Annotated in this window: 16 protein-coding genes; 8 read left to right on the top strand and 8 right to left on the bottom strand. The window is 61.5% G+C overall.

The window, feature by feature from the left end; translation table 11 throughout:
* Window positions 1-77: 77 nt before the first annotated feature.
* From ACJ8IP_RS12130 to ACJ8IP_RS12120, 3 genes are all read left to right on the top strand, one after another.
* A complete protein-coding gene (locus tag ACJ8IP_RS12130; protein ID WP_072628126.1) occupies window positions 78-890 on the top strand; it encodes a MetQ/NlpA family lipoprotein in 813 nt (270 codons plus the stop codon).
* Window positions 891-1,044: 154 nt separating this feature from the next.
* Window positions 1,045-1,587, top strand: a complete 543-nt coding sequence (locus ACJ8IP_RS12125; RefSeq protein ID WP_164107162.1) for a GNAT family N-acetyltransferase — start codon at window positions 1,045-1,047, stop codon at window positions 1,585-1,587.
* A gap of 103 nt (window positions 1,588-1,690) precedes the next feature.
* Window positions 1,691-1,774 carry a membrane protein gene (locus ACJ8IP_RS12120; protein ID WP_016928643.1) on the top strand — a complete coding sequence of 28 codons (84 nt, stop codon included), beginning with the start codon at window positions 1,691-1,693 and terminating at the stop codon, window positions 1,772-1,774.
* Between the two features lie 42 nt (window positions 1,775-1,816).
* On the opposite strand, the gene ACJ8IP_RS12115 is transcribed toward ACJ8IP_RS12120, so the two are convergent.
* From ACJ8IP_RS12115 to ACJ8IP_RS12105, 3 genes are all read right to left on the bottom strand, one after another.
* On the bottom strand, window positions 1,817-2,737 hold the full coding sequence (locus ACJ8IP_RS12115; protein WP_033642270.1) for a DUF808 domain-containing protein: 921 nt from the start codon (window positions 2,735-2,737) through the stop codon (window positions 1,817-1,819).
* 120 nt (window positions 2,738-2,857) lie between these two features.
* The gene (locus tag ACJ8IP_RS12110) at window positions 2,858-3,787 is read right to left on the bottom strand and encodes an alpha/beta fold hydrolase (protein ID WP_239507477.1); all 930 of its coding nucleotides are present in this window, start codon (window positions 3,785-3,787) and stop codon (window positions 2,858-2,860) included.
* A 119-nt stretch (window positions 3,788-3,906) separates the two neighbouring features.
* Window positions 3,907-4,311, bottom strand: coding sequence for a VOC family protein (locus ACJ8IP_RS12105; RefSeq protein WP_072628131.1), 405 nt, complete (start codon window positions 4,309-4,311; stop codon window positions 3,907-3,909).
* Window positions 4,312-4,387: 76 nt separating this feature from the next.
* On the opposite strand from ACJ8IP_RS12105, the gene ACJ8IP_RS12100 reads away from it, so the two are divergent.
* Complete coding sequence (locus tag ACJ8IP_RS12100) at window positions 4,388-4,843, top strand: GNAT family N-acetyltransferase (protein ID WP_072628132.1); 456 nt, start codon at window positions 4,388-4,390, stop codon at window positions 4,841-4,843.
* Between the two features lie 34 nt (window positions 4,844-4,877).
* Here ACJ8IP_RS12100 and pbpG read toward each other — a convergent pair whose 3' ends face one another.
* The 3 genes from pbpG to ACJ8IP_RS12085 form a co-directional block, all read right to left on the bottom strand.
* Window positions 4,878-5,807 (bottom strand): D-alanyl-D-alanine endopeptidase, encoded by a 930-nt coding sequence (gene pbpG, locus ACJ8IP_RS12095; RefSeq protein WP_047572272.1) that lies wholly within the window; start codon window positions 5,805-5,807, stop codon window positions 4,878-4,880.
* Between the two features lie 151 nt (window positions 5,808-5,958).
* Complete coding sequence (locus tag ACJ8IP_RS12090; RefSeq protein WP_164107163.1) at window positions 5,959-7,062, bottom strand: adenosylhomocysteinase; 1,104 nt, start codon at window positions 7,060-7,062, stop codon at window positions 5,959-5,961.
* A 45-nt stretch (window positions 7,063-7,107) separates the two neighbouring features.
* Complete coding sequence (locus ACJ8IP_RS12085) at window positions 7,108-8,052, bottom strand: GlxA family transcriptional regulator (RefSeq protein ID WP_164107164.1); 945 nt, start codon at window positions 8,050-8,052, stop codon at window positions 7,108-7,110.
* 91 nt (window positions 8,053-8,143) lie between these two features.
* Here ACJ8IP_RS12085 and ACJ8IP_RS12080 point away from each other — a divergent pair, with 91 nt between their 5' ends.
* Both ACJ8IP_RS12080 and ACJ8IP_RS12075 read left to right on the top strand, forming a co-directional pair.
* Window positions 8,144-8,821 (top strand): DJ-1/PfpI family protein, encoded by a 678-nt coding sequence (locus ACJ8IP_RS12080; RefSeq protein ID WP_033642265.1) that lies wholly within the window; start codon window positions 8,144-8,146, stop codon window positions 8,819-8,821.
* Between the two features lie 50 nt (window positions 8,822-8,871).
* Window positions 8,872-9,435, top strand: a complete 564-nt coding sequence (locus tag ACJ8IP_RS12075; protein ID WP_164107165.1) for a DedA family protein — start codon at window positions 8,872-8,874, stop codon at window positions 9,433-9,435.
* A 16-nt stretch (window positions 9,436-9,451) separates the two neighbouring features.
* On the opposite strand, the gene ACJ8IP_RS12070 is transcribed toward ACJ8IP_RS12075, so the two are convergent.
* A complete protein-coding gene (locus tag ACJ8IP_RS12070; protein WP_033642264.1) occupies window positions 9,452-10,345 on the bottom strand; it encodes a LysR family transcriptional regulator in 894 nt (297 codons plus the stop codon).
* Between the two features lie 112 nt (window positions 10,346-10,457).
* On the opposite strand from ACJ8IP_RS12070, the gene ACJ8IP_RS12065 reads away from it, so the two are divergent.
* Both ACJ8IP_RS12065 and ansP read left to right on the top strand, forming a co-directional pair.
* Complete coding sequence (locus ACJ8IP_RS12065) at window positions 10,458-10,895, top strand: PACE efflux transporter (RefSeq protein WP_033652378.1); 438 nt, start codon at window positions 10,458-10,460, stop codon at window positions 10,893-10,895.
* 433 nt (window positions 10,896-11,328) lie between these two features.
* The gene (ansP, locus tag ACJ8IP_RS12060) at window positions 11,329-12,795 is read left to right on the top strand and encodes an L-asparagine permease (protein WP_047025659.1); all 1,467 of its coding nucleotides are present in this window, start codon (window positions 11,329-11,331) and stop codon (window positions 12,793-12,795) included.
* A 37-nt stretch (window positions 12,796-12,832) separates the two neighbouring features.
* On the opposite strand, the gene ACJ8IP_RS12055 is transcribed toward ansP, so the two are convergent.
* Window positions 12,833-13,612, bottom strand: a complete 780-nt coding sequence (locus ACJ8IP_RS12055; RefSeq protein ID WP_047025660.1) for a HalD/BesD family halogenase — start codon at window positions 13,610-13,612, stop codon at window positions 12,833-12,835.
* Window positions 13,613-13,709 lie beyond the last annotated feature (97 nt).

Below are 13,709 nucleotides of genomic sequence, written 5' to 3'. Positions count from 1 at the left end.
TGACTTCATCGGCGGTTCAGGCTTAGCTGTAAGAACAAAAACCAACTGATTTTATTGTTCTTTTCAGGGAGAGTTCGATGACCTTACGCTGGCGTATCACCCCTCTGGCGGCGGCCTTCGCCGCCGTCTTGGCGCTTCAGGGCTGCGATCAAAAAACCGACCAAAACCATATCAAAGTCGGCGTCATCAACGGCGCGGAACAGGACGTGGCGGAAGTCGCCAGGCAGGTGGCGAAAGAGAAATACGGGCTGGACGTCGAACTGGTCGGTTTCAGCGGCTCGCTGCTGCCGAACGACGCCACCGACAAAGGCGAACTGGACGCCAATGTGTTCCAGCACCGCCCGTTCCTCGAACAGCAAAACAAAGATCACGGCTATAAGCTGGTGGCGGTCGGCAATACCTTCGTCTTCCCGATGGCCGGCTACTCCAAAAAGATAAAATCGCTGAGAGAGTTGCCGGACGGGGCGGTGATCGCCATTCCGCTCGATCCGACCAACCTGGGACGCGCCCTGCTGCTGCTGGAAAAAACCGGGCTGATTAGCCTGAAGCCTGGCAAAGGGTTGCTGCCTACCGCGCTGGATATCAGCGCCAACCCGCATCATTACCAGATCATGGAGCTGGAAGGCGCGCAGTTGCCGCATGTGCTGGACGATCCGAAGGTCACCGTCGCCGTCATCAGCACCACCTACATCAACCAAACCGGCCTGTCGCCGACCAAAGACGGCATCTTCATCGAAGATAAAGACTCGCCGTACACCAATATCATCGTCACTCGCGAAGACAACAAGGACGCGCCGAACGTGCAGAACTTCATCAAGGCCTATGAGTCGGACGAAGTGGCCAAAGCCGCCGAAAAAATCTTCAACGGCGGCGCGGTTAAAGGCTGGTAATGCCAGGCAAACCGCCTCAGGGGCTCTCCCCAAAGAGCCCCTTCCCGCTCATCATCGCCTTTTCTTATCTCACCATAAGAAAACCCGATTTATCCCGGCGACGAGCAGCGCGCATAATGGCGTTTATCCGCTGATTTTCAAGGTAAACAGACACGTGACAACGCTCTCCGCCCCCGTACTCAGCCTTCTTGACGCCACACCGGACGATATGGCCGCCGTGCTGCGTATTTACACCCAGCACGTGCTGTACGGCGCGGCCTCATTTGAAGAGCAGCCGCCGACGCTGGCGGAAATGCAGTTGCGCCTGAGCAAGGTGCGGGAGGCCGGCCTGCCCTGGCTGGTGGCGAAAAGCGCAGGCGTCATTGTGGGTTACTGTTATGCCACGCCTTATCGCCCCCGGCCGGCTTACCGCTTTACCGTGGAAGACTCGGTGTACATCGCCGAAGGGGAACAGGGTAAAGGCATCGGCAGCGCGCTTCTGAGCGCCTTGATCGCCCGCTGCGAACAAGGCCCCTGGCGCCAGATGCTGGCGATCGTCGGCGATTCCGCCGCCAACCGCGGCTCATTGGCCTTGCATCAGTCACTCGGCTTCACCAGTGCAGGGACGTTAAAAGCGGTGGGGTTCAAGCTGGGGGAATGGCGCGACACGCAGATTATGCAGCGCGCGCTGGGCGCGGGCGACAAGCGGCGCCCGTGAAGGCATGACGACGCACGATAGAGAGATAGCGTCTATAGTGAAGAATGATTTCATTAAGTTAGCGCCAATCGCGCCCCACCTTTAACCGGTAAGGAAGAAGCCAATGAAAATTATTCTGTGGATTGTCGCCATCATCTTCATCGTGGGTTTGTTGACGATTACCGGCGTTCTCAAACTGATCTTTTAATTCGTCTGATACGTCCCGCCCCTCCCGGGGCGAGACTTTTCATCAAGCCTTGAAACGCGCGCGCACGGCGCCCAGCGCCGACACCACCGCCAGCACGACACCGCCGGCCACCAGCCCGAACGCCACGTTCAACAGCGCCGGGATCACCCCCTGCAAAAGATGGCCAAACGTCGGCACCACAGTGGTGTACGAGGCCCAGTCTTCGAACAGATGATGCACCGGCGGCAAACCGTGGGTCAGAATACCGCCACCGACCATAAACATGGCGACAGTGCCGACGATCGACAGCGTTTTCATCAAATAAGGCGCGGCGCGCACGATGCCGCCGCCGAGGGAGCGCGCCACCGCGCTGCGTTTGCGGCTCAGATACAGCCCCAGATCGTCCAGGCGGACGATGCCGGCGACAATGCCGTACACACCGAGCGTCATCACGACGGCGATGCCGCACAAGACGATCACCTGCTGGCTAAAGGTGGCGCCGGCGACCGTGCCCAAGGTGATGGCGATAATCTCGGCGGACAGCACAAAATCGGTGCGTATCGCCCCCTTCACCTTGCGCTTTTCATAGGCCGCGGCGTCCTCATTGGCGCCGGGCCCGTCCGATGTCTCCTCCTGCGCCGCCTTGCCGGGGCTCAGGCTGTGGAACACCTTTTCGAACCCTTCGTAACACAGGTAGGCACCGCCCACCATCAGCAGCGGCGTAATCGCCCAGGGCGCGAAGGCGCTGATCAGCAGCGCCAACGGCACCAGGATCGCCTTGTTGATCAGCGAGCCTTTGGCGACGCTCCACACCACCGGCAGCTCGCGGTCGGCTTTAACGCCGGTGACCTGCTGCGCGTTGAGCGCCAGATCGTCCCCCAGCACCCCGGCGGTTTTTTTCGCCGCCATCTTGCTCATTAAAGAGACATCGTCCAGCAATGAGGCGATGTCGTCGATGAGAGTGAGTAAGCTACTTCCTGCCAAAATGATTCATCCTTTTACATTCACATTTATTATTTGTTTAGCATAGCGGTTAAGCGCCATGCAGGGATATAGGATGAGAGAGGAAAACGCCAGGCCATCAATGGCCGCCCCGCGCCGACGTTAAGCCCCCTCGCCCGCCGGCCCCTCATCGGATCCGGTAGCGGCCGCACGCGAGATATGTTGAAGGACAAGGCGATGGGCATCAAATACGCACGATAGGTGCGTGCTGCCTTCAAGCAAACCAAAGGCGGTTTGGGCGTTGCCATGCTGCTCGACGAAGCGCTGCATCGCTTGCGCATTGAACAACTCATCCTGCGCTGCCGCCAGCAGCAAGGTCGGTAATCGCAGCGCCGCCAGTTGCCTGGCCGGGGCGCGAGGCGTCAACGCGTTAGCCATATTGACGCTGTATTGGCAGACAAAATCGGGGGCGGCGGCCAGCACAGCCGGGGGAAAATTCAGGCTGACCGCCCGAACGTGCCCAAACCAGCGCCCGCCGCTGAGCGCATTGGCGACAAACGGCCATTGTCGCACCTGCGCAAAACGGGCCGTCGCCGCCAGATCGCGGGCCATCCCGGAAAATGGCCCCAGCTCGGGCGCCAGCATGATCAGGCTGTCCGCCTGCTGTTCGCCAGGGTAACGGGTCAGGTAGTTGAGCAACATGCCGGCGCCGCTCGAATGGCCCAGCAGGTGCCTGCGCGCCAACGGAAACCGGCGGCGCATTTCCGCCAGGATGACATCGACATCGCGCCAAATACGCTCAGGCCGCTCAACCGTCCCCCGCTCTCCCGTGGAATCGCCATGTCCGCGGATATCCACCAGGCACACCACGAGCGTTGGCTCGGCGGCCAGCTGGCGCGCCAGGACGTCATACCCGGCAGCGCTGTTCACCCCGCCGCCGTGATAAACCACGATCGCGTCTTCACTCTCGGCTGCGTGCCGATACAGACGATAGCTCAACCCCTCGACGCAACCGGACGACATGTCCACATGCCCGCCCGGCCACTCGCCGTAAGACTTCGCTTGCTCAACATAGCGGTCAAAATCAATCAAAGCGCACCTTTCCATGATGTTGTCGGTATTTCCTACGGCAGAGAGCCCTGCCGCCATGCCGATAAGCATATGAAACAACAGTAGGCACTACCATCCCTTTTGCACGCCGCGCGCTGAGCTCAGGGCAGATCGCCCGCCGGCACATTGAGCTGCCAGGAAAGGCCGAAACGATCGTTGAGCCAACCGAAACGGGCGCTGAATCCGTAGTCATCGAGCGGCATCAGCACCTTGCCGCCCTCCGCCAGCCGGTGGAACGCCCGCTCCAACGCTTCTTCGTTAGGCAGGTTGATGAACAGCGACACCGCCGGGGTAAAGCTGAAGTCATGGCTGATCGGGCTATCGGTAAACACCAGGTTCTGCCGATCAAAATCGATGGACGCATGCTTGATCAACCGCCGGCCGTCCGGCGTCGGATCGTAATGCTGCACCTGCATGAGCCGAAAACGCTCGAACACCTGGCTGTAGAGATCGATCGCCCGCTGCGCCTCTCTCTGGAACATGACAAAGGTCGAAACCTGGCTCATAACATCCCCTCCGGCAAACGTTGTGGTATTAATGGAGGATAGCGGATTACCGTTGAAGCGGCGGAAAGGAGCAACCATGAGCATCATTCATCGCCTGGCGCAGCCGGACGATCTCAACGGCCTGTTAGCCTTGTATCACGAGCTGCGCCCGCAGGACGCGCCGCTGCGCGCCGACGATGCGCGCCGTACCCTGCAACGCCTGTTGGACGATCCGGCGATCCGTCTGGTGGTGGCGGTGAAAGAAGATCACCCGATCGCCACCTGCATGCTGGCGCTGATCCCGGGGCTGGCGCATCAGGCGCAGCCGTTCGGCGTCATCGAACACGTGGTGACAGCGGAGCCCTACCGCGGCCACGGCGTGGCGCTCGCCATGATTGAGTACGCGCTGCAGCTGGCCTGGCGCAAAGGCTGTTACAAGGTGATGCTGTTGTCGGGGCAGCAACGCACCGGCGCGCACCAGCTCTACCTGAAAGCGGGCTTCGACGGCGATCGCGAGCGGGGATTTGTCATCAGACGGCCCGAGGGCCGATAGCGGCCCGCCGCAAACGGGCGGACCGCCAGGCGGGTTATTCGCTGTCGTTCTTCGCCAGACGGGCGTCTTTTTGGCGGCGATAGTCACGCGCGGCGGCCGGGATCGGCGTCACCTTGCCGGTTTCAATCCAGCTGCGCAGACGGTTGGCGTCAGCGAAGTGGGTGTATTTGCCGAAAGCGTCCAGCACCACCAGCGACACCGAGCGGTTGCCGATCACGGTGCGCATCGCCAGGCAGTGCCCCGCCTGGTTGGTGAAGCCGGTCTTGGTCAGCTGAATGTTCCATTTCGGGTTGTACACCAGGTGGTTGGTGTTGCGGAACGGCAGCGTGTAGTTGGGATCCTTGAAGCTGGCCATGCGTTCGGTGGTGGTGCTGAGCTGGCCGATCAAGGGATATTGCTTGGTGGCGATCAGCAGTTTGGTCAGATCGCGCGCCGTCGACACGTTATGAATAGAGAGCCCGGTCGGTTCCACATAATGGGTATTGGTCATGCCGAGCGCCCTGGCCTTGGCGTTCATCGCTTTGATGAAGGCGCTGTAGCCGCCCGGATAGTGGTGCGCCAGGCTGGCGGCCGCGCGGTTTTCCGACGACATCAGCGCCAGCAGCAGCATATCCTTGCGGCTGATTTCGCTGTTCAGCCGCACCCGCGAATACACCCCTTTCATCTCCGGCGTCTGGTGGATGTCCACCGACAGCATCTCGTCGAGCGGCAGGTGCGCGTCCAGCGTGACCATGGCGGTCATCAGCTTGGTGATCGAGGCGATCGGCACCACCTCATCCGGGTTGCGCGCGTACATCACCTTATGGGTTTGCATATCGACGACCATCGCGCTGCCGGAAGCCAGCTCCGGCTGGGCGGCGTGCAGGGCGGCGGCGTTATCGCTGGCCAGCGCGCGCGGCGCAAAGCCCGCGCCCGTCTGTAAAGCGAGCAGAGTCAGAACCAAAACACGTATTTTCACAGGCATTACTCTGAAATGGGGGCTTGAACTCAGCGAATTATATGTGAGGGTTCAGCGCTTGGCACTGGGATTGTATGGCGGATTTGTGACAAATTCTGTCGGCCGAAAATCGGTACAGCCCGCGGGCGCTCTGGGATGAACGCCCGCGGGGAAAAAGTTACAGTGCCGGCTGCCACGCCGACTGCGGCAACAGGTACAGCCCCGGCGTTTGCCGCGCTCCCGCGCCGACGATATGGCCGATGCCGACCGCCATCACCGCCAGCGTGACGTCGAAGGCGTTAAGGCTGTCGCCATAGCCGGCGGTCAGGTTGAACATCGAGCCGTTGGCCAGCAAATAGACCGTCTTTTCATTCAGTTGGTAAGCATTCACATAAGGCATCGGCTCGTGGTGCGGCAGGCTCTTGAGGAAGCCGACATCGATCTCTTCGGCCACGTGGCCGACGTTGAGGATAAATACGCCGTCCTGCGCCTGTTGCAGATGCTGCGCCGAGAGCACGTTTTTCGCGCCGGTCGCGGTGGCGATAACGTCCGCCTGCGCGACCGCGCTCGCCAGATCCACCACCTGCCAGCCGTCATAACGCGCCTGCAGCGCACGCGCCGGATCGATTTCCGCCACCATCACCTGGCCGCCGTAGGCTCTGGCCGCGGCCGCCGTGCCCTGCCCGACCAGGCCGTAACCGATCACCAGCACGCGCTTCTCGTGCAGCGTCAAATGGGTGGTCTGGAAGAAGGTATGCCAGGCGGTCAGCCCAACCATGTGCCGGTTATGCAGCCCTTCTTTCACCGGCAGATCGTCCCAGTTGAAGATCGGGTAGCGCGGCGCCACGCCGTTCAACCGGCTGATGCCTGATCCGGTGGCCTCCAGCCCGGCGACGATCTGCGTGCCGTTCGGCGATTGGTGCAGACGGGTGGTCAGATCCGCTCCCATTTCGCACAGGTGAGTCGGCCGCCAGGCCAGCGCGCGATCGAAAGATTCCGACCATTCGCCGGCGCTCATATCGCGCCAGGCGTAAGCCTGCGCGCCCCGCCGTTCCAGCCAGGCCACCACGTCGTTCTGTACCGTGGTGGGATTGCAGGTGGTCAGAAAGATCGCCGCGCCCTTGTCCAGCAGGCCGGCCACCAGCGGCGCCATTTTCAGATCCAGGTGCATATTGCACGCCAACCGCACCCCGTGCAGGTCCGGCAATGCCGCCACCGCCGCCCGGGTGCGCGGCATATGACGCATCGCCCAGCTCAATTCGCTCTCAAAATCCTGATACATCCGTTGCTCCTCTGATGCGCCCCGCCGCCAGGCGTGGCAAAAAAGTTATCCCGCGCGGCCAAGCCGGCGGATCGCCTGCGGCGACAGGCCAAATACGCGGATAAACGCCCGCCTCATACGCTCCGGATCGCTGAACCCCACCGAGCGGGCGATCGCCTCCAGCGGTTCGGCGCTCTCTTCAATACGCCCTCTGGCCGCCTCTACCCGCAGCTGCTCGATCACCTTGGCCGGCGTCTGCCCGGTTTCGGCGCGGAACAGCCGGCCGAATTGCCGCTCGCTCAGGCAGACGGCGTCGGCCAGATCCGCCACCGACAGCGGCAGATGCAAATGCTCGCGTGCGTACGACAGCGCGGTGCGCATGCGATCCGACGACGGATTCAGCGCCAGCAGCAGCGAGTACTGCGACTGCCCGCCGGGGCGGCGGTGATAGACCACCAGCTGCCGCGCCACGGCCGCCGCCAGGGTGGCGCCCAGATCGTCTTCGATCAGCGCCAACGCCAGATCGATGCCGGCGCTGATGCCGGCCGAGGTCCAGATATCCCCGTCGCGAATGAAGATGCGGTTGCTGTCGACGCGAATGCGCGGGTAGTTCTGCTGCAGCCGCGCCGCATGATACCAGTGAGTGGTGGCGCGCTTGCCGTCCAGCAGCCCGCAGGCCGCCAGAATAAACGCGCCGGTACATACGCTGGCGATGCGCCGCGCTCGTCGGCTTTGGTTGGCCAGGAACGCCGCCAGCGCCGGTGATTGCGCCGCCATCACGTTGCCGCTGCCGCCGGCCACCACCAACGTATCGAAACGCTCGTCGCCGCACGGCTGCGTGGCGATTTCCACCCCGGCCGAGCTGGCGACCATGCCGCCCTGCGGCGAGATCGCCACACAGCGGTAGGCCGGCGGGTCGGTGAACTGGCTGACGTTATCGAACGCCGCCAGCGGCCCGGCAAAGTCCAGCAGGTTAAAGCCGGGAAAAACCACAAAACCGATCGTTTTCATGATGGCGCTTTTTGAGGGTTATCTGTCATATCAGCCAAAAACAGGGCGGCTATTATGACCCAGGTCCAACGATAAAAATGAGGCGAATATCATGTCTGAATCACTCGTGATTGTATTTCCCATCTATCAAGGCGTCACCCAGCTCGACTTCACGGGCCCCTTGCAGTTCCTGCGCCGCATGCCGGGCGCGGAAATCGTCGTCGCCTCGGTAGACGGCGCGGATGTCGAGTCGGAAGGCTTGCACTTCACCCAGCTGCGCCCGCTGCCGGAGATCGCGCGCTGCGACGTGCTGTGCGTGCCGGGCGGCAGCGGCTGCACCCAGGCGCTGCAAGATGAGGCCTTCATGCAGCAGATCCGTCGGCTGGGCGCCGATGCCCGCTACCTGACCTCGGTGTGCACCGGTTCGCTGATCCTGGCCGCCGCCGGTCTGCTGCAAGGCAAACGCGCCGCCTGTCACTGGTCGATGCGCGACAGCCTGAAGCTGTTCGGCGCCGTGCCGAGCTCAGCGCGCGTGGAGCGCGACGGCAATGTGATCAGCGGCGGCGGCGTCACCGCCGGCATCGATTTCGCGCTGGCGCTGATCGCCGAACTGCACGGCGAAGAGACCGCCCAAATGATCCAGCTCTATCTGGAATACGCCCCGGCGCCGCCGTTCGAGGGCGGCACGCCGGAACTGGCCCCGCCGCACATTTACGCCAGGGTACAGGCGCAGATGGCGGAGAGCCTTCAGCGGCGCAGAGCGTTGGTGGCCCAGATCGCCCAAGGTTAGCAATCGGGCGTATACTTGCCCTTATGCGTCAGCCACATAAGGAGTAAGGAATGACCGATTTAGCCCACTATATTACGGACTACGGTTACTGGGCGTTGTTTATCGGCTGCCTGGCGGAAGGGGAAACCATCACACTGCTGGGCGGCATCGCCGCTCATGAAGGGCTGTTGCACTGGCCGTGGGTGATCGCAGTGGTGGCGCTGGGCGGCATGATGGGAGACCAGCTGCTGTACTTCGCCGGCCGCCGGTTTGAAGGCCGCGTCATCTCGCGGCTCAAGGGACAGGAAAAACGCATCGCGCGCGCCAGAAGGCTGATCGCCCGCCACCCGATGCTGTTCGTTATCGGGGTGCGTTTCATGTACGGTTTCCGCATCATCGGCCCGGTGTTGATCGGCGCCAGCCGCCTGCCGCCGTCGCGCTTCGTGCCGTTGAACATCCTCGGCGCCATGTTATGGGCGACGATCTTCGTCATGCTCGGTTATTTTGGCGGCCAGGCGATCGAACGCTTCGTTACCGGCTTCGACAAAAAGCTCTCCAGCCTGCTGTTTGTCGCGCTGGCGATCGTCGCCATCCTGCTGGTGCGTTTCTGGTGGCGTAAACGCCACCCGGAGTAAGCAAACGCAGCGGGCGTCAGCTTTCCTGCGGCGCCTCGCGCATCAGCGCGACCAGTTCGCGCGCCGCTTTGTCCAACGGGCGATTCTTAAGCCAGATCAAATGCATCGGCAAGCGCAGCTCGTTCTTGGTGTTTTTGAATTTCAGCCGCACCAACCGCCCCTGCGCCAGCAGCGGCTCGGCCAACGACAGCGGAAAATTGCCCCACCCCAGACCCGCTTCCACCATGTTCAGCGCCATCGGCAGGCTGTCGGTGCGCCAGTAAGCCTCCGCCACCTGGGGACGCAGATCGCCGATCGGCAGATCGCGGCTGGCTACCATGATCTGCCGCACGTTGACCAGATCCTCGAGAAACAGCTCGCCCGCCGCGCCGTCCAGCGCCGGGTGCTGCGGTGACAGCATCGCCACCAGTGACTCCGCGCCCACGAAGTGGAACTGTTCCGCGCTGTTGACGTTCAGCCCGCCGAACGCCAGACAAACGCCGATGCGCCCCTCGTGCAGCATGTGCAACACGTCGTCCTGCGGCGCGCTGAGCACTTCGATGTTCAGCAGCGGATAACGCTGCGACAGCGTTTTCACCGCCGCCAGCAGGCCGGCGCCGTTGATATCCGACGCCACGCCGATCGAAAGCCGGCTCTCCAGCCCCTGGGACAGTTCGATGGCGTGCACCTGCAGCTGCTTGAGCTGCCCGGCGATCAGGCGGGCGTGCGGCGCCAGAGCCAACGCCAGCGCGGTCGGCGTCGGTTCACGGTGAGAACGGTCGAACAAGGCGAAACCGAGCTCCGCCTCCATGTTGGCGATGGCCATGCTGACGGCGGAGGGCACGCGCCGCAGCGCGCGGGCGGCGGCGGAAAACGAGCCGCGATCGAGCACCGCCAAAAACAGTTCGATGTTGTCGCTGGAAAAATTCATTGTTCAACCTGTCAGATTAACTGACAACTCCTGACTTTTTCTATCAATGTGATTGACGTTATCTTAGCCGCCGTCGCCACAGAGGCAACTAAAAACAGATCGGGAGAAAACGATGCAAGGCGTCAAACGCAAACTGGTGTATGTCACCGCTTATGAAATCATCGGCATGGCGATCTCGGCGTTGGGGCTGGCGCTGCTGTCGGGCCACGCGCCAAGCACCACCGGGCCGCTGGCGGTGGTGATCACCACCATCGCGGTAAGCTGGAACTTTATTTACAACTATGTATTCGAGTGGTGGGAAAGCCGCCAGGCGTCGCGCGCCCGCACGCTCAAACGCCGCATTTTGCACGCCGTCGGCTTTCAGTTGACGCTGGTAGTGTATCTGATCCCGCTGATCGCCTGGTGGATGGGCATCACGCTGTGGCAGGCGCTGCTGCTGGATATGGCGTTGATCGTCATCATTCCTTGTTATACCTTCGTGTTCAATTGGGCATTCGACAAGCTGTTCGGCCTGCCCGCATCGGCCCTGCCGGCCGGTGAATCGGCCTAAGACTCGTTACGCGCCAACCGACCCGCTGCTGATGCCATTTTCTGCGCGGGTCGCCATTTCCTCCCCCCCTTATTTCTCACCGCGAAATATAAGAACAACACCCTGTAATTTGCACGGTAATTATTATTTTGTGATTTTAATCACTTTTTATTCCTCGATATTTCCGTCTTGATAAAACATCACATCTTTTTGAATAATATATCCTTTTATATTTGGATTAAAAAATAAACACACTTGTTCACGTTTTATGCGCAGTATTTTTTGCCACCATTACGGAGAAAAGGTAGCATGCTTCGCCGTTATTTTAATGATGGCTGTATACACAATAAACAGCGGAATGATGCCACGACCTCATTCTCATGACGATTGGTCATAGCAATCGTTTGCTCTCGGTAAGAGCAGGGTTAACATAGACAGGTAAACAGGACGGATAATGCACTCACAAAAACAGTCTGCGGATGAAAAACACGCCGCCAGAAGACGCTGGCTAGACTCTCATGAATCCGGTTATCACAAAAGCATGGGCAACCGGCAAATCCAAATGATCGCCATCGGCGGCTCCATCGGCACCGGCTTGTTCCTCGGTACCGGCGGCCGTCTCGAACTGGCCGGGCCGGCGCTGGCGCTGGTCTATCTGGTGTGCGGGATCTTCTCTTTCTTCATCCTGCGCGCGCTGGGCGAACTGGTGCTGCATCGCCCTTCCAGCGGCAGCTTCGTTTCTTACGCTCGCGAGTTCCTCGGTGAAAAAGCCTCTTACGTCGCCGGTTGGATGTATTTCCTCAACTGGGCGATGACCGGCATTGTCGACATCACCGCCGTGGCGCTGTACATGCACTATTGGGGCACCTTCGCCGACGTGCCGCAGTGGCTGTTCGCCCTCGGCGCGCTCGGCATCGTCGCCACCATGAACATGATCGGCGTGAAGTGGTTCGCCGAGATGGAGTTCTGGTTCGCGCTGATCAAGGTCGCCGCCATCGCGCTGTTCCTGATTGTCGGCGTTGTCTTCCTCGGCACCGGCACGCCGGTGGCCGGCCACACCACCGGCATGCACCTGATCACCGAAAACGGCGGCATGTTCCCGCACGGCCTGCTGCCTGCGCTGGTGCTGGTGCAAGGGGTGATCTTCGCCTTCGCCGGCATCGAGCTTATCGGCACCGCCGCCGGCGAGTGTAAAGATCCGGCCAAAATGATGCCTAAAGCGATCAATAGCGTGATCTGGCGTATCGGTCTGTTCTACGTCGGCTCCGTGGTGCTGCTGGTGCTGCTGCTGCCGTGGAACGCCTATCAGGCCGGCCAAAGCCCGTTCGTCACCTTCTTCAGCAAGCTGGGCGTGCCTTACATCGGCACCATCATGAACATCGTGGTGTTGACCGCCGCGCTGTCCAGCCTCAACTCCGGCCTCTACTCCACCGGCCGCATCCTGCGTTCGCTGGCGATGGGCGGCTCCGCGCCGAAGCTGATGGCCAAAATGAGCAGCCAGCAGGTGCCTTACGCCGGCATCCTGGTTACCTGCGGCATCTACGTGATCGGCGTGGTGCTCAACTACCTGGTGCCGTCGCAGGTGTTCGAGATCGTGCTGAACATCGCCTCGCTGGGCATCATCGCCTCCTGGGCGTTTATCATCGTTTGCCAGATGCGCCTGCGCAAAGCCGTGCGCGAAGGCCGCGCTCAGCCGGTGTCGTTCAGAATGCCGGGCGCGCCGTTCACTTCGTGGCTGACGCTGGCGTTCCTGCTGATCGTGGTGGTGATGATGGCCTTCGACTACCCGAACGGCACCTGGACCATCGCCACCATTCCGGTGTTGGCGGCGCTGCTGACGCTGGGCTGGTTCGGCCTGCGCAAACGCGCGCAGGAAGTGAAGCTGGAACAGCAGGCTCACGAAGAGCAGAACCCGCACTGAATCGACAAACCGCCCTCCGGGGCGGTTTTTTTATCCGCTATAACCGCCCGTAGAACGTCATTCTGGCGCTTTCCGACAGCATCACGTCCGGCTGCGCATTGTAGGCCAGCACCACCAGCATGCGCGTGGTGTCGCCTTCGGTCGGCGTCACCCGGTGCATGGCGTTGCGCCCGCGAAACAGCACCAAATCCCCCTCCTCCATCGCCAGCTGTTTGACCGCCCGCTCACCGTCCAGCACCTGCGTGACCCCGGCATAGTTCATCTCGCCGCGATCGGCGTCGCGCAGGTTCTCCACGTATTCGAAGCGCCCGCCCGCCTGCGGTTTCTGGATCAGGAGCGTGATGGCGAACGAGGAGTTGTCAAAATGCCAGCCCAGCTCCTGACCGGTGTGGGCGTAATGCAGGTTGATCGACGACAGACGATCGGCGTAGGGATACAGCTGCGCCTCATCCAGCACCGCACAGAGGAACGCGCGAAACGCCGGAGCGTCGTACAACGCGCGCAGCGGCGACTGCGGCGGAATATCCTCGTCGGTAATGCAGCCCTTGGACGACACCACCAGCCGGTTGCGCGCATGCTCGGCCGGCAGCGCGTCGTCCTGCGGCCGCAGATACACGTTGTGTTTGCTGGTGGCGTAAAACGCCGCATGGTGCTGTTCGGCGCCTTCCAGCCGCACCGTCGCCAGCGCGGCTTCGCGCAGAAATCCCGGCAGCACCAGCGCGCCGGCGCGCGCCAGCGTTTGCCGGCAGCGGACGCGGAACGCGGCGTCGTCGATGGGGTGGGCGGACAGATCGATAATATCGGCAAGTTGCGGCATGACGTTCCCCTCGTGTGCGAAAGCCGGATGCCTCCCACTGTAGCGAATGCCGCATTGCCGCCATAACAAAAATACGTTATGGATAAGCTAACGAATT

The sequence above is a fragment of the Serratia sp. CY52157 genome (assembly GCF_052168495.1).
Taxonomy (GTDB): domain Bacteria; phylum Pseudomonadota; class Gammaproteobacteria; order Enterobacterales; family Enterobacteriaceae; genus Serratia; species Serratia ureilytica.
Note: the sequence above shows the minus strand (reverse complement) of the source record. Positions and strands in the feature narration are given on the sequence as shown.

Excerpts from the sequence above, each read along its gene's own strand:
- ACJ8IP_RS12130 (WP_072628126.1), top strand. The coding sequence starts at position 78 with ATGACCTTACGCTGGCGTATCACCCCTCTGGCGGCGGCCTTCGCCGCC.
- ACJ8IP_RS12120 (WP_016928643.1), top strand. The coding sequence starts at position 1,691 with ATGAAAATTATTCTGTGGATTGTCGCCATCATCTTCATCGTGGGTTTG.
- ACJ8IP_RS12105 (WP_072628131.1), bottom strand. The coding sequence starts at position 4,311 with ATGAGCCAGGTTTCGACCTTTGTCATGTTCCAGAGAGAGGCGCAGCGG.
- ACJ8IP_RS12100 (WP_072628132.1), top strand. The coding sequence starts at position 4,388 with ATGAGCATCATTCATCGCCTGGCGCAGCCGGACGATCTCAACGGCCTG.
- pbpG (WP_047572272.1), bottom strand. The coding sequence starts at position 5,807 with ATGCCTGTGAAAATACGTGTTTTGGTTCTGACTCTGCTCGCTTTACAG.
- ACJ8IP_RS12090 (WP_164107163.1), bottom strand. The coding sequence starts at position 7,062 with ATGTATCAGGATTTTGAGAGCGAATTGAGCTGGGCGATGCGTCATATG.
- ACJ8IP_RS12085 (WP_164107164.1), bottom strand. The coding sequence starts at position 8,052 with ATGAAAACGATCGGTTTTGTGGTTTTTCCCGGCTTTAACCTGCTGGAC.
- ACJ8IP_RS12080 (WP_033642265.1), top strand. The coding sequence starts at position 8,144 with ATGTCTGAATCACTCGTGATTGTATTTCCCATCTATCAAGGCGTCACC.
- ACJ8IP_RS12075 (WP_164107165.1), top strand. The coding sequence starts at position 8,872 with ATGACCGATTTAGCCCACTATATTACGGACTACGGTTACTGGGCGTTG.
- ACJ8IP_RS12070 (WP_033642264.1), bottom strand. The coding sequence starts at position 10,345 with ATGAATTTTTCCAGCGACAACATCGAACTGTTTTTGGCGGTGCTCGAT.
- ACJ8IP_RS12065 (WP_033652378.1), top strand. The coding sequence starts at position 10,458 with ATGCAAGGCGTCAAACGCAAACTGGTGTATGTCACCGCTTATGAAATC.
- ansP (WP_047025659.1), top strand. The coding sequence starts at position 11,329 with ATGCACTCACAAAAACAGTCTGCGGATGAAAAACACGCCGCCAGAAGA.
- ACJ8IP_RS12055 (WP_047025660.1), bottom strand. The coding sequence starts at position 13,612 with ATGCCGCAACTTGCCGATATTATCGATCTGTCCGCCCACCCCATCGAC.